Below are 24,176 nucleotides of genomic sequence, written 5' to 3' on the forward strand. Positions count from 1 at the left end.
CGCCCGAATCCTATTGACGAATGACCTGAATGCGTCCCGCCTTGACTGCCGCTTTCAAAACCGCCCAGTCTCTCTCATTTTGTTCTGCGTAGGCGAGCGAGAATCGCACGATGGCTTCGTCGAATGCCGCCGACTTGCCGGCATAGCCGCTGAGCAGCGCGGGATCGCCTGCCTTCGCCATCGAATGGGCTAGCGCGTGAGCGCAGGAAATCGCATACTCGCCGAGATCTTCAACGTCGAATGCCGTGAAGTCGAATGCGCCTTTCATGTCGCGCAACTGCCTCACATAGAAGTCGTTGCCGGTGTGGCGCATCTTGGACCACCCGAGGAAGATGTCACTGGCCGACTGCAGCAGACGCTGCCCGTTGACCACACGTTGACCATGATTGGGATAACGGCTCGGCGGCAGATAACCCTCCAGCACGGAAGCGCGCGCCTCCTTGAGCTGAAGGAAAAGTGGGCACTCGCCGTCGGCCATGAAAAGTGCCTCATAGCAACGCGTTCCGACCGACCCGATGCCCACGACACGAATGGCGACATCAACCAGTTCATATCGATCGAACAGTGCGCGCCTGTCGTCGGGAAGCGTCAGCCGGTAATCGGCGAAGAAGCGCCGTACCATCGCGTTGTACTGCTTGCTGTCACTCGCGCTCTCCAGCGGTACGTGATACACGAGCGGCGGTTCGTCCTTGATCCGCAGCTTGCCATTGACTACCTCGGTTGCATGAGTCAGCACGGAACGCGACGACTGTTGTCTTGCCTTTTCGATGACGGCCAGTTCCTTGTTCCTTTCCTCGACCGAATCGGCAATGGCCAGCATGGTCGCCGCCTTGAACTGGCAGTACCAGACATCGAGCGTGTCCATGCGGCTGAAGTCGGCGAGCCGTTGGCGGAACGTTGCGCACAACCGGCGCACGATGCCTTGCTGGTCGCGCAAGGCAAATCCGCGTTCGCGCGCAGCGATCACGAACGATGTCGCGAGTCTGCGCACGTCCCAGTCGAATGGTCCAGGCAGCGTCTCGTCGAAGTCGTTGGGGCCGAAGAGAATGCGCCGCTCCGGGCTTGCGAACAGACCGAAGTTGGCCAGGTGCGCATCGCCACCCAGTTGCACGATCACATTGGAATGCGGCAGCTTCGACAGATCGTGCGCCATGAGCGGCGCTGCGCCGCGATAGAACGCGAACGGACTCGCGACCATCCGTCCGTAACGGATGGGTATCAGTTCCGTCACCCGACCCACATTGGAAGCGTCGAGCAGTGCGATGGGGTCGCGATCGCCAATCCTGCATTCGGCGAGCTTCTCGCGCGGCACTTCTCTGCGAGCCGTCTTGCCCCGTCTGACGCGATCGGCCAGCGAGCCACGCCCCGCAAAGAGTGTGGATGGGTCTTCCTGGACCGCCGGTGTACCCGGCGCAGCGAGATCGGCGCCAGGCGCGGCGCGCTTTGTGTTAGCGGAATCAGGCACGCATTACTCCTTTGATCGATGCCAGGCCGAACCGGACCTGTGTCATTTCAGGTCGCTTCATTGCGGTTTGGCATCCTGGGAAGTTGAGGACGTAGATGGCGAAATATCCCGCAGCGCCTCGATTGCGGCATCGACTGTGGCAAAGACCTCGCGATGCACGCCGGTCACACGCAACGCCTTGTACCGCTCGATTTCGTGTCGCACGCCCGAGGGGAGGGCGACCGCGGCGATGCCCACGCCGTGCTTGTCGAGCTCGCCGCCCAGCTGGATCAAGGTCTTGGCCGCCGTGTAGTCGATGTTGTTGATCTCCGACGCGTCGATCACCACCCAGCGCAGCCCCGGACTCGCTTCGTTGACAAGCTTCAGCACCTCTTCCGTGAATCGGCCGGTGTTCGCGTAGAACAGGTCGGCTTCAAAACGGTAAACGACGATACCGGGCGCGGCGAGCAGATTGGGCTCGACATGTCGCGCGATCCAGCTGTCGCCGGGGCCTCGCGTCAGCACCCGAGTCCGCAGGCGGTAGCTGTGGCGTGCATGCGCGATCAGCGAAAGCACGACGGCAGCAAGAATGCCGTGCATCACGTCGACGAACACGACGACGCCGGCAGTCAGCAACGCCACGACGAGCTCGTCCTTCTGCATCCGGTACAGTTCGATCATGCCTTTCACGTCGATCAGCTTTACGCCGATCATGAAGACGATGGCCGACAGCACTGCGGCAGGCAGAAGACTCAGCGGTTTCGTGAGAAATAGCAGCACCAGCAGCACGATGGCGGCTGTCGTGAGGTGGGCGACCTGGGTGCGGCCGCCCGCATCGTCGAGCATCTCGGTCTTGGTCGGGCTGCCGTTCACGACGAACGTTCCCGTGAAGGCCGCTGCTGCGTTGGCGGCCGCGAGCCCGATGATATCGGCGTTGTCGTCGCCCCGCTCGTTATAGCGATTGGCGTACGCACGTGCCGTTGCAGCGCTCTGGGCAATGATGACGATGAAGCATGAGGCGGCCGTGACCAGTACCTGGTTGATCTCGCCCATATGCAATGGCGGGAGGAACCATGACGGGAGTCCACCCGGCACTTCGCCCGTGACCGCAATGCCATGTCCGGCGAAATTGAACACGCCGCTTGCCACAATGGAGCCGATCACGGCGATCAGCGCACCCGGTGCGCGCGGCACGAAGCGCTTGCAGCCGATGATCACCACGAGCACGCCGATTGAGAGCATCGTGGTCGGATAGTTCGCCTCGGCCACGCGTTGCAACACGGATGCGATCTGCATCAACGGCCCATGCCCTTGCTTGGCGATCCCGATCAGTCCGGCAAGCTCGCCCGCTGCGACCTGGATGCCGACGCCGGTCAGGAATCCGATCAACGCACTGCGGGAAAGAAAGTCGGCCAGAAAACCCAGACGAAAGACACGCGCGATCACCAGCATCACAGCGACGGTCAAGGCAACGGTACTCGTCAGGGCGACATAGTCCTTGCTGCCGAGCGCGGCGACGGCCGTCAACGTACCCGCGAGAATGGCGGCAGTAGCCGAGTCGGCGGCGACGACCAGTTGACGCGACGCACCAAAGAGGGCGAACGCCACGAGCGGCAGCAGGATCGTATAGAGGCCCGTAACGGTGGGCGTGCCGGCAATTTTCGTATACCCCATCACTTCGGGAATCCCGAGTGCCGCCAGCGTGATCCCGGCGATGATGTCGTGCGGTAGTTGCGCGGGATTAAAGGGCAGGAGCCCTTGCAGGAAAGGTAGATGAGGCAGGCGGTGCGGTGTAGGAGTGGCGGGTTTCATGGTGCGGTCCCCGCTACAGTCGCAATCTTGCTGATCAACGCTTTGGCAACGATATCGTCGGCAATGACGACGTTGGTCGCGCCAGCGTTCTCCAGCAGTTCTTTTCGCAAGGGGGTCTCGCCAGGTACTGCAATGGCGAGCGACGGGTTGAGCGTATGGGCCAGCAGTGTGATTGCCAGATTGTTATTGCTGTCCGGTGTCGTGACGAACATGGCTTTCGCGCTATCCAGTCGCGCACGCTTGAGCACGTCGTCAAAGGCGTCCGGCGAGCCGAGTACGACCAGATGCCCGCAATCCGTTGCCCGGTTGGCCTGATCCTGATCGCCCACGAGTACGAGCACCGTGCTCCCCGCTTCATGCAGGTAGTTTGCGACCCGTTCGCCGAGAGCATGGAAGCCAACTACCACGACATGATTGGCGAGCTGTTCGAACTTGCGTTCCATGATCCTGTTCTCCCGATAAGCCATCACGTCATCGCCCGATAGCATGCCTGTGAGTCTCGAAACTGCGAATCCGCCGACCAGCAGCGTCGCGACCATGGCCAGAAGCATGAAGACCTTTTGAGGCGGACTGAATTCGCTGAAGGCGCCGAGTGTCGTAATGAGATTGACTCCGTTCCAAAGAGCCGTAAACAGTTTGTCGGGGAAAGAGTTGCCGGACTGATCGAGAGCGACCAGCCCGATGGTGGCGCCGCCCAGCAGCATGACGAGAAGGCCGATTGTGTGGTGCGCGCGACGGCGCCATTCTCGAATACGGATGACCCCAAGACGAGGTTCATCGACACGGAAGATCCACATGGTTACCTCGGATTGTTGGTCTGATCGAGACAACAGCGAACCTGATGCCAGGCAGATACGCTCTCCCTTTTTGTGTCCGTAGTCAATAGTAAATAATCAGGACCCCAATATATCGGGCAGGCGAGCGACGACGCCGTACGGCAACCTGTTTCAGACGGTAAAGCACGTCGTAAGTGAAAAGAAAAACTTTGTAGCCGCGACAGTGCATGTCGTAGTAGTTAGCCGATTTAGAAACGTTAGCGAACCTGTGCTGAAAACACTTGCTGGGGGCGCATTCGGTCGCGATGACGAGACAAGTCGCGGACTTGCGCTTGAGGCCTTCGGCCAGTTGATTGTATTGGGTCGTCAGTCGCCGAATCACGTCAGATGCGCAGTTCTGGCGCGTGGACTTGCAGGCGCAGTAGGAGATCGATGTATTCGGACGCGCTTACGCGGCTATCGCGGCAGGCGCAACGCCAGACGGCGCCGCGCGTCATCCCGGCTGGCGTCCGTCTTCCCAGCGCGGATCCGCGGTGATCTGCACGGTGAGGCGGTTTTCCAGCGGATTCGCGCCGAGCGTTTCCCAGATGCGTTCGCGCAATCTGTCTTGCGAGGGGAGATCGCTTAACGCGGACGTCGCGCCGACAAGCACGCTGACTTCGACAAAATTGCGCCGGCCAGCCTGAATGACATGCGTGTGATGGCGCAGAATGCCAAGCTCGCGTTCGAGCTTCGAAAGCGCTTTCTCGATCGCCGAACGCGGATTGTTCTCTTCGGGGCTCATGTGCAGTAATTCAGCAAAGCTGGTGCGCACGATTTTCACGGGCACCGAGAGAAATATCAGCGAGAGCCCCGCGGTCATTGCACTGTCGATATAGCGCGCCCATACTTCGTGAAAGCTTTCAGGCAATATCGAATACACGAAAAAGCCGAGCAGCGTGGCCGCGCTGAACGACAATTTCATGATCCATTTCCAGCCGTCGGTTTTGAGCAGCTTGGAATTGATTTGCGCGGCCGCGCGCTTTTTGTAGACCACCATGGCAAGGCAGATCACGCAACTCGCGACGCTGATCAGCATAACGCCGCGCGCGTTCACCACGTGGCCGCCTGAACGTATCCCTTCAATGCCGTTCACGAAGCCATACACGCATACCAGCAGCATCATGAGACCGTTTATGCCATTCACGAGCGGCTCGAGGAACCAATACCCATATTCGAAGCGGGTCGTCGCGGGCCGGGTGATCACGGAGGCTGCGAGCAATCCAAGCGCGGCACTCACGAGATTGAGAAGATAGAAAATGGCGGTCAGCAGCAGCGTATCGGATTTCACGAAGAAGCCATAACCGACGTTGGCCGCGAAACCGAGGCACACGACGTAAATGGAAATCTTCATCGCGCGCTGCTCGACCGCTGCGAGCTGCGCCTTGCGCAGAGCGTAGCTGATAGGCATGGTTCCTCGCTGTCGAACGGTGGAACGTTTGAATGGCGGCGGTGAGGGGAATAGCAGTCACGAGACCGATGGATGCGGGCAGGCGCAACGGCACGCGGCTAACGCCATGCGGAGGCGCTCCGCCCGAATATCGCAACGAGTCCGCCGCCCATCACCACGAGAAACGCGCACCACTCGGGCCGGGAAAAGAGCGCCTCGCCACGCTCGCGCCGCGCCCACATGTAGAGCAGGCTGCCAGGTCCATAGAGCAGCGCGGACATGACGAGCAGTTCCACTCCGCAAGCGTAAAGCAGGAACAGTGTATAAATCGTGGCGATGATCGCTGTGGCAAAGCTCAGCGTGCGCTTTCGCGCGCTCATTGCCGACTGCGGCAGTGCGCGAATGGCCTTGAGCCCGAAGGTCGCCACAAAAAAGTAGGGGATGAGCGCCATGGCGCTCGTGAGGCGCAGCATGAGCGAGAAGGCGTCGGAGGACCAGTACGTGCTGATGACGAAGGCCTGCACCACACTGCTCGTGAGCCAGATCGCGGCGGTGGGAAGCTGCCGCGCGTTGCGGCGCGCGAAGATGGCTGGCATGGCGTCCGCTTTCGCGCTGGCATACAGCACTTCCGCGCAGATCAGCGACCATGCGAGGTAGGCTCCGAGAACGGAGACGATAAGCGCGCCGCCGATGAACACCACGCCTGGCGAGCCGACTACGGCGCCAAGCACCGATGCCATTGAAGGTTGCCGCATGGCGGCGATATCCGCGCGCATGAGATGCGCGTAGGGCAGCAGCGTCACGAACACAAGTAGCAACAGCACGAAGGCGAAGCCGAGTATCGTGGCAGCGCCCACGTCCGAGCGCTTTTTCGCGTAGCGCGAATACACGCTTGCCCCTTCGATGCCGAGAAACACGAATACCGTCACGAGCATGGTTCCCTTGACCTGCGAGGCAAGCCCGTGGGCGCTTTCCGCGAGATTGTCCGTGAATGGCTCCGCGCTCGCATAGACACTCAAAATGCCGATAAAAACGAAAATGGGCAGAATCTTGACGACAGTGAGAATCGCATTGATGAGCGTGGCCTGCTGAATGCCCCGCAACAGCATCCAGTGAAATGCCCAGATGCCGAACGACGAAACCGCAATGGCAATCGGCGTATTGCCGTTTCCAAATGCCGGCACGAATGCGCCGAGCGTGGATTTGATCAGCACCCAATAAGAGACATTGCCGAAGCAACCGGCCATCCAGTAGCCGAACGCGGAGAGAAAGCCGGCGTAGCCGCCAAAGCCGTCACGCGCATAGGCAAAGATGCCGGAGTCGAGGTCGGGCCGGATTTCGGCGAGAAACTGGAAGACCCGGGCCAGCATATACATGCCGCCTCCCGCAATGCACCATGAGATGACGGCGGCCGTCGGGCCCGCTTCGAGCGCGAAGTTACGCGGCAGCGAATAGATGCCGGCGCCGACCATGGAGCCCACAACCATGGCCGTCAGTACCGGCAGCGACAACTTCTGGTCATCCGTCGATTTCATGTTCGAGCCTTTTTCTGATCGTTGACCGGTCGTAATGCGAGCGCGGGAAATCGCGGATAAAAAATGCGCGCCACATTGAATTGCTGAACTATTCTCGAACGAATGTCACGTTGAATACCTCATGTGCGAATCGTATTCCATAATGTTCGTCAGGTGTCCGGAGGATGGATTGGGAAATGAGAATCGCCGGGCACGTATTGGCTAAATGTTCGCTAATGACTATACGTGGAATCGTTAGCAAACAGGCCGAATGAATTAGCGAATCCGCAATGCGCCGCATTAGGGGGAATGTCATGCGATATCTCGCTGCAACACTTCTTGGGTCCGTGGTTGTCTCGGTCGCACTTTCCGGCTGTGAGGCACCGACTTCAGGCTCTGTCTTCACGCCGGCCCAGGCTCAGCAGGTGTTCGTGGTCGAACTCGGCGCGGTCGAATCCGTGCGGCCCGTCACGATTCAGCCGGGTCCAACCGGCATCGGCGCGATAACGGGCGGCGCGCTCGGCGGCATCGCGGCAGGCAGTAACATCGGGCGCGGCACGGGCTCCGTCGCGGCGGGCATCGGCGGCGCGGTGCTGGGCGGCGCGGCAGGCAATGCCGTGGAGCAGCGCGTCACGCAGCGGCAAGGCCTTGAAATCGTCGTGCGTCTGGATTCGGGGCAACTGATGTCGGTGGTCCAGGATGCGGATCAGCAGTTCGTTCCCGGCGACCGCGTGCGTGTGCTGCTCGGCAACAACTCGGTGCGCGTGACCCGGTGACACCGCAGACGCCTGAAGCTTAAGCGGCGGCGCAGAAGTGCGCTGGCCGCCCGATAACGCGAAATTCCGAACAAAGCGAGGAAACCGATGGCCGATACCGGGCAAAAGATGAGTCGCGTGCAGTTGACCGCGATGGTAGTCGGAGGCATGGTGGGCGCCGGGATCTTTTCTCTGCCGCGAACCTTCGCGAATGCAACGGGGCCGGTCGGCGCGGCGATTGCGTGGCTGGTGGCGGGCGTGGGCATGTACACGCTCGCACGCGTCTTCCAGGCGCTCGCGGAGCGAAAGCCGAACCTCGACGCCGGTGTGTTCGTGTACGCCAAAGAGGGCTTCGGCGATTACCCCGGCTTCCTCTCCGCATTCGGTTACTGGATCGGCAGTTGCATCGGCAACGTTTCGTACTGGGTGCTGATCAAGTCCACGCTGGGCGCATTTTTCCCGGTTTTCGGCGACGGCAATACGGTCACGGCCATCATCGTCGCTTCCATCGGCATCTGGCTGTTTCACTTTCTTATTCTTCGCGGCGTGAAGCAGGCCGCGTTCATCAACACTGTCGTGACGTTCGCCAAGGTCATTCCGATCGTGGTGTTCATCGTCATCCTCCTGTTCGTATTCAAGTACGGGACCTTCCACCTGAATATCCAGTCCGCCGCGCAAGAGGGCGGCCTCGTCCAGCAGATTCGCGCGACGATGTTCGTGACTGTGTTCGTGTTCATCGGCATCGAAGGGGCGAGCGTGTATTCGCGCTACGCGAAGGAGCGCACGGACGTTGGGCGTGCAACGATCTTCGGCTTCGCCGGCGTTACCACGCTCATGGTGCTCGTTTCCATGCTGCCTTTCGCCGTGCTGCCGCGCGCGGACGTGGCGGGTATGCGCCAGCCTTCCATGGCGGCCGTGCTCGAAAGCGTGGTCGGTCCGTGGGGTGGGATCTTCGTCAGCATTGGTCTGATCGTTTCCGTGCTGGGCGCGTACCTGGCGTGGTCGCTCATCTGCGCCGAGGTGATGTTCGCGGCGGCGCGCAATCAGGATATGCCAGCGGTGTTCGCGCGCGAAAACGCCAACAACGTGCCGGCCAATGCGCTCTGGATCACCAACATCGTTGTACAGATTCTGGTGGCGAGCACGTATTTCTCGCGCGACGCGTTCGCACTGATGCTCAACCTCACGAGTTCGATGTCGCTGATTCCTTATCTCTTCGTCGCCGCATACGGGTTTATGGTTTCGAACCGTGGCGAGAGCTACGAGGTGCGGCCTGAAGAGCGCAAACGCGATCTCGCGCTGGCCTCGGTCGCCGTGATCTACACGTTGTTCATGATTCTTGCCGGTGGTCTCAAGTTCATCCTGCTATCGGCGATTCTTTACGCGCCTGGCACGGTGCTGTATTTCCTCGCGCGGCGCGAGCGCAAGCTGAAGGTTTTCCAGCGTACGAGCGACTGGGTCATTTTCATCGTGGCGGCCGTAGCGGCCATCGTAGGCGTCGTTGCGCTGGCCACGGGCGCCATGGCGGTCTAACGAGAACGAGCGGAGATCGATATGTCCAAGGCGAAGGGCGGTGGCAAGAGTGAGAAGGGAGAAAAGGTAGAGAAGGTAGAAAAGGCGGAGAAAGCCGCGAAGGGCGGCAAGGCCAGGGCGAAGGAAGAGAGCACGCTCGGCGTGTACTCGGAGGTCGGGCAACTGCGCAAGGTGATGGTGTGCGCGCCCGGCATGGCGCACTCGCGGCTCACGCCGAGCAATTGCGACGAGTTGCTGTTCGACGACGTGCTGTGGGTCGACAACGCGAAGCGCGACCATTTCGATTTCGTCACGAAGATGCGCGACCGCGGCGTCGAGGTCGTGGAAATGCACAACCTGCTCGCCGAAACCGTTGCCGTGCCCGAAGGCAAGAAGTGGATTCTCGACAATCAGATCGTGCCGAACCAGGTCGGGCTGGGTTTTATCGACGAATTGCGCAGCTATCTGGAAGGGCTCGACGATCGCAAGCTGGCCGAGACCTTGCTTGGCGGCCTCTCGATCTACGATTTCCCGGAATCGCATGGCGGCGCTGCGCTCAAGGTCGTGCGAGAAGCGGCCGGTTCCACCGAATATCTGCTGCCGCCGCTGCCGAACACGATCTACACGCGCGACACCACCTGCTGGATTTACGGCGGCGTGACGCTCAATCCGCTGTACTGGCCCGCGCGGCACGAGGAAACGATTCTTGCCGCGGCGATTTACCAGTTTCATCCGGACTTCGCGGGCAAGGTCAACGTGTGGTGGGGCGACCCCACGCAGGACCACGGCATGGCGACGCTCGAAGGCGGCGATGTCATGCCCGTCGGCAACAAGACCGTGCTGATCGGCATGAGCGAGCGCACCTCGCGCCAGGCGATCAGCCAGCTCGCCGCCACGCTGTTCAGGAAGGGCGCCGCCGAGCAGGTGATCGTGGCGGCAATGCCGAAAATTCGCGCGGCCATGCACCTCGATACGGTCTTCACGTTTGCAGATCGCGACTGCGTGCTGATCGCGCCGGATTTCCTCGCGCGTACGCGCACCTTCACGTACCGGCCCAGCGATCATCCGGCGGGTGTGGAACTGCACCAGGAGAAAAAGTCCTTTGTCGAGGTGGTGAGCGCGGCGCTCGGCATCAAGAAAATGCGCGTGGTCGAAGCGGGCGGCAACGACTATCAGCGCGAACGCACCCAGTGGGACAGCGGCGCGAACCTCGTGTGCACGTCGCCCGGCGTGGTGTTCGCTTACGACCGCAACACCTATACGAACACGCTGCTGCGCAAGGCCGGCATCGAGGTCGTGAGCATCGTAGGCGCGGAACTGGGGCGCGGGCGCGGCGGCGGCCATTGCATGACGTGCCCGATCATTCGCGATGCGGTGGACTTCTAGCGTCGAAGTGCGATGGAATCGTTGCGGGCGCAAGCAACGGCGCGCAATAGTGCCGGATCAAAGGGAATGCGCGCGAAGCGCTCGCCACGGCGGGACTCGCCGTGACGGGCAACGCGCGCATGTCGGGCGATCATGCAGCGCTAACGCGCTCGTGAGCCGTTGTTCAACCTTGGCGCCAGAGCACGTCAATCCGCGTCAAAGCACGTTGAGCATGGCGAGCGCGCTTTCCTGCAGATGCGGCAGGACGCGCTGGAGAGCGGCCTCGGGGCTTTCTTCGCCCATCGGCATGTTGGTGCTGAGCGCGGCGACCACCTCGCCGTTGCGATTCCTGAGCGGCACGGCAATGCCGCGCACGCCCACCTGCAACTGCTGCTCGATGAGCGCATAGCCGTCCACACGCGCGCGCCCGATTTTCTCGCGCAGGCGCGCGCCGCTCGTGATGGTATGCGGCGTGAAGGGCGACAGTTCGACCGTATCGAGCCACGCCGAAACCGCGTCCTGGTCGGCCTCGTGCGCGAGCAGCACCACGCCCGGCGAGATGAGCGGCGCGGGCACGCGCGCGCCGAGCACGAAGCCCGTCGTCATCACGCGCGACACGCCATTGCGCGCGATCACGACGAGCTCCCAACCGTCGAGCACGCTCACATAGGCCGATTCGTTGAGCGTCGCGCTCAGCTGCTGCAGATAGGGCTGCACGGTGCGCGGCAGACGCGCCGAATCGAAGTAGGACCAGCCCACGCGCAGCACACGCGGCGTAAGGCCGTACAGACGGCCGTCCGTGTACACATAGCCCAGCGATTCGAGCGTGAGCAGATAGCGGCGCGCGGCGGTGCGCGAGAGGCCCGTGCGCTCGGCCGCCTGGGTGGGGGTCATGCGCGCGTGCTCGCTGTCGAAGGCTTCGAGAATCGCGAGGCCTTTTTCGAGCCCGGCGATCCAGTCGCGCCGGTCCAGTGGCGGTTTCTTCATCGGCGTGCCAGACCCTGTGCTGCACGGTGGCTCAAACAACGGAAAAAGCCGCAGGCGCGGGACGCCTGCGGCTTGCGCGCGAACGATATGCGCTTGCTCACTCGGGCTTCATGCGCGCTGCCACGATCAGCGAGATCAGGCAGCCAATCGCGAGGTATGCGGCGACGAGGTGCCACGAACCGCCGCCCACGCCCACCAGCGCCACGGCGATGAACGGTGTGAAGCCGCCGCCCACCACGCTCGCGAACTGGTAGCCCACGCCCGCGCCGCTGTAGCGGTATTCCGCGCCGAACAGTTCGGTGAAGAGCGGCTGCTGCACGCTCACGACCATGTCATGGGCGATGTTCGCGAGCATCACGGAGAAGATCACGATCCAGACCGTGGCCCGCGCTTCGAGCGCGAGAAAGAACGGCACGGCGCTCACGAGACCGATGCACGCGCCGATCAGATAGATGCGGCGCAGCCCGAGGCGGTCGGCGAGCCAGGCGAAGCAGGGGATCGTCACGCAGGAGAGCGCGCCCACGAAGAGGCCGATGCCGAGAAAGAGATCGCGCGACAGGCCGAGGTTGCTGGTCGAATAGCTCAGCGCGAAGGCGGTCACGATATACATCGTGAAGAGTTCGGCAAGGCGCAGCGCGATGATGTAGAGGAAGGCCTTCGGGTGGCGCGTGAGCGCTTCCAGCACCGGCATCTTGAGCTTGCGATGACCGTGCTCGACCTTCTCGACGAACTCGCGCGACTCGTCCATGCTCGAGCGCACCCACAGGCCCACGAGCACGAGCACGACGCTGAAGAGGAACGGCAGACGCCAGCCCCACGAACGGAACGCCGCCTCGCCGAGCAAATGGCTCAAAAGCGCGACGAGGCCGGTGGCGAGCACGAGGCCCACGCCGTAGCCCACCTGCACGCCGCTGCTATAGAACGCCTTTTTGCCGCGCGGCGCGCTTTCCACGGCCATGAGAGCCGCGCCCCCCCATTCGCCGCCCACGGCGAAGCCTTGCAGCGCGCGCATCGTGACGAGCAGCACGGGCGCCCACCAGCCGATGGTCGCATAGGTCGGCAAGAGACCGATTGCCACTGTGGAAAGGCCCATCATCATGACGGTCAGAACGAGCATGCGCTTGCGGCCGAGCCGGTCGCCGAAGTGGCCGAACACGACGCCGCCAAGCGGCCGAAAGAGAAAGCCCACGCCGAAGGTCGCGAACGCGGCGAGCGTGCCCATCGTCCTGCCGACCTGCGGGAAGAATGCCACGTTGAACACCAGCGCGGCGACAATGCCGTAGAGCAGGAAGTCGTACCAGTCGACGACCGCGCCGACGAAACTGCCGAGCGCCGCCTTGCGGGCCTGACTGCGCGACGGCGCGAGAGGGGCGGCGTCGGGCGAGCCGGTGGTGTCGAGGCTTGGGGTCATGAGTTGTCTCCAGACTTTTGCGCATGTGCCATGCTGCGACATGCGCGAAACGTGAGACGCAGCATAGGGCGGCCCGCGCTCTCCGGCAATGCGTGGCGGCGCCGTTTTGCGCGATTATCGCCCAACTGCGTGCGATTATCGAACGCTTTGCGGGTTTGCACCGAGATGGCGCGCGGAGCGCCCACGTGCGGCGGTCTTCGTCTAAATGAACGAACTGGTTAAAATCGGCCTGCTTTGCGCGCCCTCCAGGTTTGCGGCGGGGCGGCGAAGTGTCCGTTTCAGCGCTTGCGTCAGGAGCCTATTGCATGTCCAGCCCCAGTAATCCTCCGCCGCTGGCGGACAATCCGCTCGGCATGGCCGGTCTCGAGTTCGTCGAGTTCGCCGCGCCCGAGCCCGCCGATCTCGGCCGCCGTTTCGAACAATTCGGGTTCAAGGCGATCGCGCGTCACGTGAGCAAGGCGGTCACGCTCTACCGCCAGGGCGAAATGAATTTCCTGCTGAACGCCGAACCCGATTCGTTCGCCGCGCGCTACGCGCAGGAGTACGGCATGGGCATCTGCGCGATCGGCGTGCGCGTCGACAATGCGAAACGCGCGTTCAAGCACGCCATCTCGCTCGGCGCGTGGGCGTTCGAGGGCGAGCGCCTCGGTCCCGCGGAGCTGCACATTCCCGCGATCCAGGGCATTGGCGATTCGCACCTCTATTTCATCGACCGCTGGCGCGGCCGCGGCGGCCAGCGCGGCGGCGTGGGCGACATTTCGATCTTCGACATCGACTTCCGGCCCGTCGACGTCGCCACGGCGCATACCGATCTCGATCACGGCGGCACTGGCCTCACGCGCGTCGATCACCTTACGCAAACGGTGGGGGCGGGGCGCATTGCGGAATGGCTCGACTTCTATCGCGACCTGCTGCATTTCCGCGAGATCCACGAGATCAACGCGAACTGGCATGTGTCCGAGGAGTCTCGCGTGATGGTGTCGCCCGATGGCGAACTGCGCATTCCTGTTTATGAGGAGGGCACGCGGCGCACGCAGCTATTGCACGACTATCTGCCCGAGCACCCCGGCGAAGGCGTGCAGCATATCGCGCTCGCGAGCAACGACATCCTCGCGAGCGTCGATGCGCTCAAGGCCAACGGCGTCGAGTTCGTCGAACCGCCGGCCGCGTACTACGACAGCGTGGATGCGCGTTTGCCCGGCCACGGCGTGGACCTGGAAGCCTTACGCAAGCGTCATGTGCTGATCGATGGCGAGATTGGCGAAGACGGCGTGCCGCGGCTCTTTTTCCAGACCTTTGCCAAACGCCTTCCGGGCGAGATCTTTTTCGAAGTCGTGCAGCGCAGCGGCCACCACGGTTTCGGCGAGGGCAATCTCGACGTGCTCGCGCGGGCGCGCGAGGCGGGCGCAAAGCCGGGCCAGGCACCCGGTTAAACCGCGCAGTCCGACGTCAGCGCTCCAGACGTCACTTCGCGGCTGCGCCCGTTGTCTTGCGCGTGCGCGCCGTGCCGGGCGCGGCGGCGCGCGGCGAGACCATCGTGCGGCAGCGATGGCGCACCTCCTTGCTGAACTCGGTGCACACCTGAGTCATCAGGTCCGTGGACCGGTACACCATGAACACATGGAAGTCCGGCAGCTCGTCGCGAATGGGCAGCGTGTGCAACGCGTCGCGCCTGAGGACGAGCGGCCCGCTCATGCCGTAGAACACGAAGTCCGACCAGATGCTGATGACATCCGTGCAGGTCGCGAGCTGCAGGCCGAGCAGGTTCGACACGCTGTGCACGATGCGCCTGGGCATCTCGAGGCGATTCAGGCGCATGAGGCTCGCGAGCGGGCTGCCGGGATCGTCCAGCGGGTCGAGCGTGAGCCAGTCGGCCTCGAGCAGATCGCGCAGGCGCGTCGTGCGGGCAAGCGGATGGCCGGGACGCGTGGCGAGCACCATGCCCACCGAAAAAAGCGGCTCCCACTGAAACGCGCTCGTGCCGGGGCCGCTGTTCGTCGAGATGAGCGCGAGGTCGAGGCGGCCTTCGCGCAACCCTTCGAGTATCTGCTGCGGCCGCATTTCATAGGCGTGCACCGCCACGCCCGGAAAGCGCGCGCGAAATGCCGCGATCGATTCCGGCAGCGGCCCGCTCGATGCAACGGCGGAAAAGCCGATGTTCAATTGCGCCTCGGCATGGCCGCGCATGCCTTCGATATCTTCCAGCGCGTGGCGCAACTCCTGTTCGACCACGCTCGCGCGCTTCGCGAGCGCGCGCCCATAATTCGTGAGGCTCACGCCGCGCACCGAGCGCGACATGAGCGTCACGCCCAGTTCGCGCTCCAGCTCCGCCACCGCCTTGGAAAGCGCCGGCTGCGAGATATGCAGGCTGCGCGATGCCTCGTGCATGCTGCCGTGCTGCGCGAGCGCGAGCAGGACGCGCAACTGGTGCAGTTTCATCTGTGGTGCTCCAACGTTCTCCGATCGGAAGTGATTCTAAACGTTGCGAAACGCGGCGAGGATCTGAGCGCGGTGCACCCGGTGTTATGTCGATACTTTGCCGACCAGATGAAAACGTGATGAGGGATGCCAAAGCTCGACGGCGGTCGCAACGGCGCTGCCGACCCACGTACGCCGCCACATCAGCAGGCAGGGCTCGCCAATATTCATCGAAAGATGGCGTCGTATGTCCGCGTCCGGTTTTTGCGCGTAGATCCGGAACTCCGCCCGTTGAACCGGCGCGAGCCGCATCATGTAGTGATTCGGTGTTTCCCGTGTGAAGTCCTGCTCGAGATAGCCCGGAAACACATGGGGGTTCACGTAGCGGTCCTCGTACAGAATCGCTTCGTCTTCCTCGTAGTGGACGATACGCGAATGGAACACGGAACCGCAGCCGAGCTCGAGTGCGGCCATCGCCTGATCGTTCGAGCTTGTCCCCAGCGTCAGCACCCGCGCGCTGTGCCGGTGACCCCGCGCGGCGATTTCGTCGGCAATGTTGCGAACCTCGAGGACGGTCGATTCGACGTCGCGCGAGGCAACGAACGTTCCCGCGCCCTGAACGCGTCTGAGCACGTGCTCGGCCGACAGTTCGCGCAGCGCGCGCGATACGGTCATTCGCGCGACGCCGAATTCCTTGACGAGCTCGGTCTCCGACGGAATGGCCTCACCCGGCTTCCAGGTCCCGTCCGTGATTCGATCGACCACGTAGCGCTTGATCTGCTCGTACGCCGGAGCGACCTTTTGCGCTGTCGCGGCATGCGTCGAGTTGTCGATGAGCGAAGATGGCGCGTTCATACCTGACCTCGCTTCAGACGCCGACAGTGCCGGGAACCGCGCTGCTCGCCGAGGCCGCCGTACTGCGCGCGACTGGCGGCATGTCCAGCTCCGTTTCCCGCGAGACGGTCCTGGTGCCGTCACATGCCGGGCCGGGAAGCGGCGGTGGGGCGCCGTCGGCAACGAGGCGAAACGCGAAAGTCATGTCGTCGGAGAGCGGGCGGTCGTCGCGATAGGTCGGCAGCGTGGCGCGCACGCTGGCGTAAAGCGCATCCGTGTAGGGCGCGCGCGCCGCGTTGAGCGGCTGCAGATCGTAGGCTTGCGCCGTAGCGAGCAGTTCGATGCCGAGAATGCGGTTGCTGTTCTCGATCACCACAAGCGCCTTCAGCGCGGCCGGCGTCGCATGGCACAAGTGATCTTCCTGCAGCCCCGATGTCACGCCGCCGTCGAGACTCGCGGGAGCGGCTTCACGGCGGTTCTGCGCGACGAGCGACGCGGCCGTGTACTGCGCAATCATGAAACCTGAGCGCGTGCCGGATGCGTGAGCGAGGAAGGCGGGCAGGCCGCTCACGAGCGGGTTCACCAAACGGTCGAGACGGCGCTCGGCCATCGCCGCAACCTGTGCAATCGCGGTTGCGAGACTGTCCATGGCGAGCGCGATCGAGGCGCCGACCGCATGCGCCTGCGAGTACACCTGGGGCGACTCCGGCGTGCCGGCAACGATCGGATTGTCAGTCACCGAGGCAAGCTCGCGGTTCACGACTTCGGCCGTTGCAGCGAACGTGTCTCGCGCGGCGCCGTGCACGTGCGGAATCGTGCGTACGCTGAGCGGGTCCTGTGTGCGCCGCCCGAGCGAGACCTCGAGCAGCGAGCTACCGGCGAGCGCCGCGCGCAGACGCTCGCCCACGCGGGCGAGGCCCGGCGACACGCGAAACGCAAGCGAACGGGTGTCGAACGCCGCGATCTGGCCGCCGAGATTCTCGAAGCTCATCGCCGCAACGACGTCCGCCCAGTCGAGCAAGCGCTCCGCGCGGTGAAGCGCGAGCGCAGCGAGCCCGGTCACGCACGGCGTGCCGTTCACGAGGCTCAATCCCTCCTTCGCTTCGAGCGACAGGGGCTGCAAGCCGAGCCGCTGCAGGGCTTGAGCGCCGCTCACGCGCTCGCCGTTCCAGCGCACATGTCCCGCGCCCACGCAAACGAGCGCGATATGCGCCATATGGCTCAGATAGCCGACGGAACCGAACGCGGGCACCTCCGGCAGGCAATTCGCCTCCAGCAGCGCGGCAAGACGCTCGACGACTTCGAGGCGCACACCCGAGTGTCCATGCGCGAAGTTGTTAATGGCCGCAGCCATGATCGCGCGCGTTTCTTCTGCGTCTAGCGGCTCGCCCACGCCCACTGCGTGGCTCATGAGGATGTTGTGCGACAGGTCGTGCTGTTCGTCTTGCGAGACGACCACGTCGCACAGCGCGCCGACGCCCGTGTTCACGCCATACGCACGGATGCCGCGCGCGACGATCTGTTCGACGAGCACACGGGCGCTACGAATGTTTGCCTGCGCATCGGCGCAGAGTATCAGCGGCTCGCCTGCGGCGACGGTGGCGATCGCGCGCCAGTCGAGCGGACTCTGGGTACGGGTGATGGCCATGGGAGTGCGTGTGCGTGGTGCGGGTTTAGTGAGCGTTGCGATCCTGGTGGCTCGACACGAACTGGCGGAAGCGGTCCGATTTCAGTTCGCCGAATACCTCGTCTGGCGTGCCATCCGAATCCACCTGGCCCTGGTGCAGGAACATCACGCGATTCGAAACGTGGCGCGCGAAGCCCATCTCGTGCGTGACGACGAGCATCGTGCGGCCTTCGTCGGCGAGTGTGCGCATCACGCGCAGCACTTCGCCGACCAACTCGGGGTCGAGCGCCGAGGTCGGCTCGTCGAACAGCATCACCTTCGGATGCATCGCGAGCGCGCGCGCAATCGCCACGCGCTGCTGCTGGCCGCCCGACAGATGTGCGGGGTAGTGGCCGCGCTTGTCGGCAAGGCCGACCTTGGCGAGCAGCGCCTCGGCTTCTTCGACCGACTCGGCGCGGCTGCGCTTGAGCACGCGCATGGGGCCTTCGATCAGGTTGTCCAGCACGGTCATGTGCGACCACAGGTTGAAGTTCTGAAACACCATGCCGAGCTGCGAGCGCACGCGGTCGACCTGACGGCGGTCGCCCGGTTGCAGCTTGCCGTCGCTGCGGCGCTTCATCTTGAGTTCCTCGCCCGCGAGCGCGACCGAACCGTCGTCCGGCGTTTCCAGCAGATTCAGGCAGCGCAGGAACGTGCTCTTGCCCGAGCCGCTCGCGCCGAGAATCGAAATGACGTCGCCCTCGTGAGCGTCGAGCGAAATGCCCTTGAGCACGTGATGGTCACCGAACGACTTGTGGATGTTGCGCACCGACAGCGCAACGGGTGCTGACGTATTCATCAATCTCTCCAGGTAGGGCGGCGGGTCACGACGCGGCACGCGTGGCTTCGAGCGTCGCGGCGGGTTTGCGCGGGGCGGGCGGCGCCGCGCGCAGGTGGCGCGACAGCCGCTGCTCGACGAAGCCGATCACGCGCACGACCACGAAGTTCAGGAACAGGTAGATCAGCGCGGCGCACGTAAACACCTCGGTGGTGCGATAGGTCTGCTGAATGATCTGCTGCGCAACCCCCGTCACTTCCCAAACGGTGACGAGGCTTGCCAGTGCCGTCGACTTGACGAGCAGCACGGCTTCCGTCGAATACGCGGGCAGGCACTGGCGCAGCGCGATTGGACCGATCACGCGGCGCAGCAGGGCGAAGCCGGAAAGGCCGATCGAGTAGCCGGCTTCGATTTGTCCGACGGGCACCGCCATGAGGCCGCCGCGGATGATCTCGGCCGTGTATCCTGCCGTGCACAGCGCGAGCGACAGGACCGCGCAGACATAGGGTTCGCGCAACACCGGCCACAGAAAGCTTTCGCGAATCACGCCGAACTGCCCGAGGCCGTAATAGACGAGGAACATCTGGATCAGCAGCGGCGAGCCGCGAAATACGAGGATGTAGGCGCGCGCAAAACGGTTCGGCAGCCAGTGCGGCGAGACCCGCATCGTGACGATCACGAGCGAGAGCAAGCCGCCCAGCACGAGCGACGCGAAGAAAAGACCGAGCGTTGTCGGCACGGCGCCGATGAGCTGGCGCATCGTGTCGAACAAGAACGCGAAATCGATATTCATGAGTGTGCGCTCCCCGATCAGTTGCGCGCAAAGTTGCGCTTGAACGAGCGGCCGACGACCGCTTCGGCGCGACCGAAGACACGGTTCGACACACCCGTCATGGCGAGATAGAGCAGACCGCCGACGACGAAGAAGAGGAAGTACTGGTGCGTCGAGCCCGCTGCGATCTGGCTCGCCCGCAGCAACTCGGCGAGCCCGATGACCGAAATCAGCGCGGAATCCTTCAGGCTCAGTTGCCAGACGTTGCCGATGCCGGGCAGCGCGTAGCGCAGCACCTGCGGGATCAAAATCCGGCGAAACAGCGTGAGCGTCGGCATGCCTATCGCGCGAGCGGCTTCGAGTTCGCCGCGCGCAACGGCGAGCACGGCTGCGCGATAGACCTCGGCCTGATAAGCGCCCGAAATCATGCCGACCGCGAACGCGCCGACGGCGAAGGGCGGCACGCCGACGAATCCTTCGGCGCCGAACCACTGACCGACGGTGGTGACCAGAGACGAGCCGCCGAAGTAGAACAGATAGATGACGAGCAATTCGGGCACACCGCGAAAGACGGTCGTGTAGAAGTCGCCGAACACGCGCAGCACGCGCAAGCGCGAGAGTTTTGCGGCGGCGATGAGCGCACCGAACACGGCGCCGATTGCTAGTGCGGCAAGCGTGAGCACAACGGTCATCAACGCGCCGAGGAGCAGAACGCTACCCCAGCCGTCCGGCCCGAGGCCAAGTGTGTTGAATAGCGATAACAGAGACATGGCATGGATCCACGCGGGTCGGGAAGCGAAGGCGCGCGTCAGGCGCGGCGCGCGCAGTCAGGATGCGACGCTTACGGCGTCACGTCGGTCTTGAACCACTTCAGTGCGAGCTTCTTCACGGTGCCGTCGGCAAGTGCCGCCGTGATCGCGCTGTCGAACTTCGCCTTCAGGTCGGCGTCCTGTTTGCGGAACGCGAGGCCTTCGCCCGGACCCCAGATCGGACCGGAAATCATCGTGCCGGCAATCACGACGGGCGACTTGTCGGCGTTGGCGGTGTAGTAGGTCACGTCGTCGAACGTGGCGTCGATGCGGCCGTTGGTGAGATCGAGATCACGCTCGGGCGCGGTCTTGTACACGCGCACTGACGCGACGTCCTTGAAGTTGGCGTTGATGAAGCCGGTGTACACCGTGCCCGACTGGATGCCGATCGTCTTGCCCTTGAGCGCCTTGCGCATCGACTCGATGGCGGGCGCGTTGCTGCGCGAGTCGGCGTCGAGCTTCAGAGGCGGCGTGTTCGGGCCGCCCTTCGGCAGGATCTTCGGGTCGGACACGGCGAAGCTTGCCGGGGTGGCCGCATAGGGCTTCGAGAATGCAATGATTTTCTCGCGATCCGGCGTGATCGAGATCGCATCCATCAGGACATCGAACTTGCCCGCCTGCAGGCCCGGAATCATGCCGTCCCAGTCCTGGGCGACGAGCTTGCACTGGATTTGTGCACGCGCACACAGGTTTTCGACGAGTTCGGGTTCGAACCCGCCAAGCTTGCCGCCGGGCAGTGTCAGGTTCCAGGGCGCATAGCTGCCGTCGAGCGCGATCGTCACGCTTTTCCATTCCTTCGCGCCGGCACTGCCGCTTCCAAGCAGCGTGACGCCGAGTGCTGCGCCAATCAGCGCTTTTGCCAGCCGGGTGTACTTCGCCTGCATGACCATGCTCCTTTGTCGGTGGGTACCGTGGACCCGTGGGGACGTTGTTTCGTTCGTGCGACTTGCATAGACAAGAATGGAGAGAAAAGAATTCGAGCGCAAGAGAATTTCATAAATCCGGGCTCATGGAAAACCCTGTGATCGGGCGTGGATTCTCGATGAATCCGTGTTCGTGGCAAGGCGAGACGTGGTTGCGGCATGGATTGTTGCAGTCATTGGTGTGCCTCATTAATTTGTCTAGTCATGTTGAGGGCTGTGAGCCGCAATGGAGAGGAGACGCGCAATGGCGGCCATCGCTCGATGGCCGTTGCGCGTTACTGCGATTCCATCCGGTTATCAAGATGAAAATTTGTGACTTCTTTCAAAAGTGAGACCTGCCTGAATATCGACCGGCCACTTCCTGTTCCCACCGCTCCACGTCTCGCGGAGATCCGCCATGAACGACGCCACGCTCAGCGCCACCGCCCCGCTTGCGCTGCCGGCGGCCACTCGCCAGAGCCAGTTGCGCCTGATCGCCGCGTGTTCGATCGGCAATGCGCTCGAAATGTACGACTTCACGGTCTACAGCTTTTTCGCGCTGCTGATCGGCCGGCTCTTTTTCCCCTCGGACAGCACTTACGGCTCGCTGCTGCTAGCCGTGGCGACGTTCGGCATCGGTTTCGTGATGCGGCCGCTGGGCGGCCTCGTGATCGGCAGCTATGCCGACCGGCGCGGGCGCAAGGCCGCCATGACGCTGACTATCGCGCTGATGGTGGCGGGCACCCTGTGCATCTCGCTCGCGCCGACCTATGCGCAGGCCGGCGTGCTGGGCTCGCTCGTGATTCTCGCGGGGCGGCTCCTGCAGGGCTTCTCGCTCGGCGGCGAAATCGGCGCGTCCACGGCCATGCTGATGGAGTCCGGCGAAGTGGGGCAGCGCGGCTTTCGCGTGAGCTGGCAGTTGGGCAGCCAGGGCATCTCGGCGCTCATCGGCGCGCTCACGGGCGCGGTGCTCTACGCCACGCTCTCGCCGCAGGCGCTTGAGAGCTGGGGCTGGCGTCTGCCGTTCCTGGGGGGCCTGCTGATCGCGCCGGTGGGCCTCTATATCCGCTCGAAACTCGACGAAACGCACGAGGCCGAGGCCGACGCGCCCAGCCCGCTCGCCACGCTCATGCGTGAGCACGGCGCGAAAGTGGGTCTCGGCATTCTCTCGATCACAGCGGGCACCGTGGGAATGTATCTCGTGGTGTTCTTCATGCCGACCTACATGATTCGCGTGCTCAAGATGCCGCCGTCGCTCTCGCTGCTTTCGGGCTGCGCCACGGGCTTCACGATGCTCGTCGCATCGCTCGTCTCGGGGCGTCTCGCGGACCGCCTCGCGCGCCGCAAGCGGCTCGTACTCGGTGCGCTGCTCTTCAACATCGTGGCCATCGTGCCCGCGTTCTGGCTGATGACGCGCATGCCGGGCGTGCCGCTCGTGCTCGCGCTCTCGGTCATGATCACGGCCGCGGCGAATCTCGGCTCCACCCCCATGCTGCTGATGCTCATGGAAATGCTTCCCGCCGGCGTGCGCGCAAGCGGTCTCTCGGTCATCTATAGCGTGGGCGTGACAGTGTTCGGCGGCAGTTCGCAGTTCATCGTCACGTGGCTGCTCGCGAAGACCGGCAATCCACTTTCGCCTGCGGTCTATCTCGTCGTTTGCGGGCTCATCTCGCTGTGCGCCGTCGGCGCGATTCGCGAGCGGCGCGTCGGCTGACGATGCGTTGCGCGCAGCTTTTCGCCTTTCGATCCTTCACACGATTAACGGAATCCTCATGAAACGTGAACCGTCGCTCACGCCGTTCCAGTTGCTGCCCACTTTGCTGCCCGAGATCGAGATCGACGCCGGGACCTTCATCGACATTCGCCGCCAGATTCATTCGCAGCCCGAACTAGGCTTCGAAGTGGGCGCTACGGCGAAGCTCGTCGCCATGCTGCTGGAGAAGTGGGGCTACGAGGTGCATACGGGCATCGGCAAGAGCGGCGTGGTGGGGCAGCTCAAGGTGGGCGACGGCGAGCGGCGCCTGGGCATTCGCGCCGACATGGACGCGCTGCCGATCGTCGAGAACACGGGTCTGCCGTACGCGAGCCAGACGCCCGGCAAGATGCACGCGTGCGGCCACGACGGCCACACGGCCATCCTGCTCGCCGCCGCGAAAACGCTGGCGGAGCGGCGCGATTTCGACGGTACGCTCAACCTGATCTTCCAGCCCGACGAAGAGAACCTGTGTGGCGCGAAGGCGATGATCGAAGACGGTCTGTTCGAGCGCTTTCCCTGCGATGCGCTCTACGCGCTGCACAACATGCCGGGCGTGCCGGCCGGGACGTTTCGCGTGCTGCCGGGGTCGGTGAGCCTTTCATCGGATGTGGCCGACGTGACGCTCAAGGGCGTGGGCGGCCACGGCGCGATGCCGCACCGCGTGAAGGACCCCATCGTGGCCGCGGCGGCGCTCGTGACGGCGCTGCAAACCATCGTCGCGCGCAACGTGGCGCCCGACGAATCCGCGGTGGTGTCCGTGGGCTACATTCGCGGCGGCGCGACCCACAACGTCATCCCGGAGACGGTCACGCTCGGGCTGAACATCCGTGCGGCGCGCGCCGAAACGCGCGCGCTCGTGGAAGCGCGCGTACGTGAGATCGTGGCGCTCACCGCCCAGGCACACGGCGTGGAGGCGCTGATCGACTACCGGCAGCTCACGCCGCCGATGGTCAACACGCCGGAAGAAACCACGCTCGCGCAGCAGGTCTGCGCGGAGCTGGTGGGCGAGGACAACGTGGTCATGCAGGCGCCCAAGGGCTTGAACGGCAGCGAGGACTTCGCCTGGATGCTCAATGCGGTGCCCGGTTGCTACCTGCTGCTCGGCAACGGAGAAGGGGAGTTCGGCGGCTGCATGGTGCACAACCCCGGCTACGACTTCAACGACCAGGTGCTGCCGCTCGGCGCGGCGTGCTGGGTGCGGCTCGCGCAGCGGTTTCTCGTCGCGTGACGAAGTGC

20 protein-coding genes are annotated in these 24,176 nt (G+C 63.6%); 6 read left to right on the plus strand and 14 right to left on the minus strand.

From position 1 onward, the window contains the following. Positions 1-10: 10 nt before the first annotated feature. The 5 genes from M3I56_RS21120 to M3I56_RS21140 all read right to left on the minus strand — a co-directional run bounded on the left by M3I56_RS21120 (position 11) and on the right by M3I56_RS21140 (position 6,996). Entirely contained in the window at positions 11-1,465 is a 1,455-nt protein-coding gene (locus tag M3I56_RS21120) for a DUF2252 domain-containing protein (RefSeq protein WP_254355663.1), read from the minus strand. 57 nt (positions 1,466-1,522) lie between these two features. Next, positions 1,523-3,256, minus strand: a complete 1,734-nt coding sequence (locus M3I56_RS21125; protein WP_254355664.1) for a SulP family inorganic anion transporter — start codon at positions 3,254-3,256, stop codon at positions 1,523-1,525. After that, entirely contained in the window at positions 3,253-4,053 is an 801-nt protein-coding gene (locus tag M3I56_RS21130) for a TrkA family potassium uptake protein (protein ID WP_028206351.1), read from the minus strand. Before M3I56_RS21130 ends, M3I56_RS21125 begins: the two co-directional genes overlap by 4 nt. A gap of 472 nt (positions 4,054-4,525) precedes the next feature. Next, on the minus strand, positions 4,526-5,482 hold the full coding sequence (locus tag M3I56_RS21135) for a cation diffusion facilitator family transporter (RefSeq protein ID WP_028206350.1): 957 nt from the start codon (positions 5,480-5,482) through the stop codon (positions 4,526-4,528). A gap of 98 nt (positions 5,483-5,580) precedes the next feature. After that, entirely contained in the window at positions 5,581-6,996 is a 1,416-nt protein-coding gene (locus tag M3I56_RS21140; RefSeq protein WP_254355665.1) for a basic amino acid/polyamine antiporter, read from the minus strand. A 293-nt stretch (positions 6,997-7,289) separates the two neighbouring features. Between M3I56_RS21140 and M3I56_RS21145 the strand changes: the two genes are divergently transcribed. From M3I56_RS21145 to M3I56_RS21155, 3 genes are all read left to right on the plus strand, one after another. Then, positions 7,290-7,751, plus strand: a complete 462-nt coding sequence (locus tag M3I56_RS21145; RefSeq protein WP_028206348.1) for a membrane protein — start codon at positions 7,290-7,292, stop codon at positions 7,749-7,751. Positions 7,752-7,838: 87 nt separating this feature from the next. Further along, positions 7,839-9,263, plus strand: a complete 1,425-nt coding sequence (locus M3I56_RS21150) for a basic amino acid/polyamine antiporter (RefSeq protein WP_254355666.1) — start codon at positions 7,839-7,841, stop codon at positions 9,261-9,263. 174 nt (positions 9,264-9,437) lie between these two features. Then, positions 9,438-10,628 carry an arginine deiminase gene (locus M3I56_RS21155; RefSeq protein ID WP_254355691.1) on the plus strand — a complete coding sequence of 397 codons (1,191 nt, stop codon included), beginning with the start codon at positions 9,438-9,440 and terminating at the stop codon, positions 10,626-10,628. A 195-nt stretch (positions 10,629-10,823) separates the two neighbouring features. Here the strand turns inward: M3I56_RS21155 and M3I56_RS21160 are convergent, their stop codons facing one another. Then, complete coding sequence (locus M3I56_RS21160) at positions 10,824-11,594, minus strand: IclR family transcriptional regulator C-terminal domain-containing protein (protein WP_254355667.1); 771 nt, start codon at positions 11,592-11,594, stop codon at positions 10,824-10,826. A 97-nt stretch (positions 11,595-11,691) separates the two neighbouring features. Then, positions 11,692-13,005 (minus strand): shikimate transporter, encoded by a 1,314-nt coding sequence (shiA, locus tag M3I56_RS21165; protein ID WP_254355668.1) that lies wholly within the window; start codon positions 13,003-13,005, stop codon positions 11,692-11,694. Between the two features lie 305 nt (positions 13,006-13,310). Here shiA and M3I56_RS21170 point away from each other — a divergent pair, with 305 nt between their 5' ends. Next, positions 13,311-14,438: a 4-hydroxyphenylpyruvate dioxygenase family protein gene (locus M3I56_RS21170; RefSeq protein ID WP_254355669.1), complete on the plus strand. Its 1,128-nt coding sequence runs from the start codon at positions 13,311-13,313 to the stop codon at positions 14,436-14,438. A 31-nt stretch (positions 14,439-14,469) separates the two neighbouring features. On the opposite strand, the gene M3I56_RS21175 is transcribed toward M3I56_RS21170, so the two are convergent. From M3I56_RS21175 to M3I56_RS21205, 7 genes are all read right to left on the minus strand, one after another. Further along, a complete protein-coding gene (locus M3I56_RS21175) occupies positions 14,470-15,444 on the minus strand; it encodes a LysR substrate-binding domain-containing protein (RefSeq protein WP_254355670.1) in 975 nt (324 codons plus the stop codon). Positions 15,445-15,528: 84 nt separating this feature from the next. Further along, positions 15,529-16,278 carry a histidine utilization repressor gene (hutC, locus tag M3I56_RS21180; protein ID WP_254355671.1) on the minus strand — a complete coding sequence of 250 codons (750 nt, stop codon included), beginning with the start codon at positions 16,276-16,278 and terminating at the stop codon, positions 15,529-15,531. A gap of 13 nt (positions 16,279-16,291) precedes the next feature. Then, complete coding sequence (hutH, locus tag M3I56_RS21185; RefSeq protein ID WP_254355672.1) at positions 16,292-17,905, minus strand: histidine ammonia-lyase; 1,614 nt, start codon at positions 17,903-17,905, stop codon at positions 16,292-16,294. Positions 17,906-17,930: 25 nt separating this feature from the next. After that, positions 17,931-18,722 (minus strand): ABC transporter ATP-binding protein, encoded by a 792-nt coding sequence (locus M3I56_RS21190; RefSeq protein ID WP_028206340.1) that lies wholly within the window; start codon positions 18,720-18,722, stop codon positions 17,931-17,933. 25 nt (positions 18,723-18,747) lie between these two features. After that, positions 18,748-19,494 (minus strand): ABC transporter permease, encoded by a 747-nt coding sequence (locus M3I56_RS21195; protein WP_254355673.1) that lies wholly within the window; start codon positions 19,492-19,494, stop codon positions 18,748-18,750. Positions 19,495-19,511: 17 nt separating this feature from the next. Beyond that, complete coding sequence (locus M3I56_RS21200; RefSeq protein ID WP_254355674.1) at positions 19,512-20,243, minus strand: ABC transporter permease; 732 nt, start codon at positions 20,241-20,243, stop codon at positions 19,512-19,514. A 71-nt stretch (positions 20,244-20,314) separates the two neighbouring features. Further along, positions 20,315-21,166 (minus strand): transporter substrate-binding domain-containing protein, encoded by an 852-nt coding sequence (locus M3I56_RS21205; RefSeq protein WP_254355675.1) that lies wholly within the window; start codon positions 21,164-21,166, stop codon positions 20,315-20,317. 436 nt (positions 21,167-21,602) lie between these two features. Between M3I56_RS21205 and M3I56_RS21210 the strand changes: the two genes are divergently transcribed. Next, positions 21,603-22,898, plus strand: coding sequence for an MFS transporter (locus tag M3I56_RS21210; RefSeq protein WP_254355676.1), 1,296 nt, complete (start codon positions 21,603-21,605; stop codon positions 22,896-22,898). A gap of 58 nt (positions 22,899-22,956) precedes the next feature. Beyond that, positions 22,957-24,168, plus strand: coding sequence for a M20 aminoacylase family protein (locus tag M3I56_RS21215; RefSeq protein WP_254355677.1), 1,212 nt, complete (start codon positions 22,957-22,959; stop codon positions 24,166-24,168). Positions 24,169-24,176 lie beyond the last annotated feature (8 nt).

Source organism: Paraburkholderia sp. CNPSo 3281, from assembly GCF_024206515.1.
Classification (GTDB): domain Bacteria; phylum Pseudomonadota; class Gammaproteobacteria; order Burkholderiales; family Burkholderiaceae; genus Paraburkholderia; species Paraburkholderia nodosa.

Bases quoted from the DNA above. Each gene is read 5' to 3' on its own strand.
- M3I56_RS21215 (WP_254355677.1), top strand. From the start codon at position 22,957: ATGAAACGTGAACCGTCGCTCACGCCGTTCCAGTTGCTGCCCACTTTG.
- M3I56_RS21150 (WP_254355666.1), top strand. From the start codon at position 7,839: ATGGCCGATACCGGGCAAAAGATGAGTCGCGTGCAGTTGACCGCGATG.
- M3I56_RS21125 (WP_254355664.1), bottom strand. From the start codon at position 3,256: ATGAAACCCGCCACTCCTACACCGCACCGCCTGCCTCATCTACCTTTC.
- M3I56_RS21200 (WP_254355674.1), bottom strand. From the start codon at position 20,243: ATGTCTCTGTTATCGCTATTCAACACACTTGGCCTCGGGCCGGACGGC.
- M3I56_RS21170 (WP_254355669.1), top strand. From the start codon at position 13,311: ATGTCCAGCCCCAGTAATCCTCCGCCGCTGGCGGACAATCCGCTCGGC.
- M3I56_RS21140 (WP_254355665.1), bottom strand. From the start codon at position 6,996: ATGAAATCGACGGATGACCAGAAGTTGTCGCTGCCGGTACTGACGGCC.
- M3I56_RS21190 (WP_028206340.1), bottom strand. From the start codon at position 18,722: ATGAATACGTCAGCACCCGTTGCGCTGTCGGTGCGCAACATCCACAAG.
- M3I56_RS21145 (WP_028206348.1), top strand. From the start codon at position 7,290: ATGCGATATCTCGCTGCAACACTTCTTGGGTCCGTGGTTGTCTCGGTC.
- M3I56_RS21160 (WP_254355667.1), bottom strand. From the start codon at position 11,594: ATGAAGAAACCGCCACTGGACCGGCGCGACTGGATCGCCGGGCTCGAA.
- M3I56_RS21135 (WP_028206350.1), bottom strand. From the start codon at position 5,482: ATGCCTATCAGCTACGCTCTGCGCAAGGCGCAGCTCGCAGCGGTCGAG.
- M3I56_RS21210 (WP_254355676.1), top strand. From the start codon at position 21,603: ATGAACGACGCCACGCTCAGCGCCACCGCCCCGCTTGCGCTGCCGGCG.
- M3I56_RS21155 (WP_254355691.1), top strand. From the start codon at position 9,438: ATGGTGTGCGCGCCCGGCATGGCGCACTCGCGGCTCACGCCGAGCAAT.
- M3I56_RS21195 (WP_254355673.1), bottom strand. From the start codon at position 19,494: ATGAATATCGATTTCGCGTTCTTGTTCGACACGATGCGCCAGCTCATC.
- hutH (WP_254355672.1), bottom strand. From the start codon at position 17,905: ATGGCCATCACCCGTACCCAGAGTCCGCTCGACTGGCGCGCGATCGCC.
- M3I56_RS21205 (WP_254355675.1), bottom strand. From the start codon at position 21,166: ATGCAGGCGAAGTACACCCGGCTGGCAAAAGCGCTGATTGGCGCAGCA.
- shiA (WP_254355668.1), bottom strand. From the start codon at position 13,005: ATGACCCCAAGCCTCGACACCACCGGCTCGCCCGACGCCGCCCCTCTC.
- M3I56_RS21175 (WP_254355670.1), bottom strand. From the start codon at position 15,444: ATGAAACTGCACCAGTTGCGCGTCCTGCTCGCGCTCGCGCAGCACGGC.
- M3I56_RS21130 (WP_028206351.1), bottom strand. From the start codon at position 4,053: ATGTGGATCTTCCGTGTCGATGAACCTCGTCTTGGGGTCATCCGTATT.
- hutC (WP_254355671.1), bottom strand. From the start codon at position 16,278: ATGAACGCGCCATCTTCGCTCATCGACAACTCGACGCATGCCGCGACA.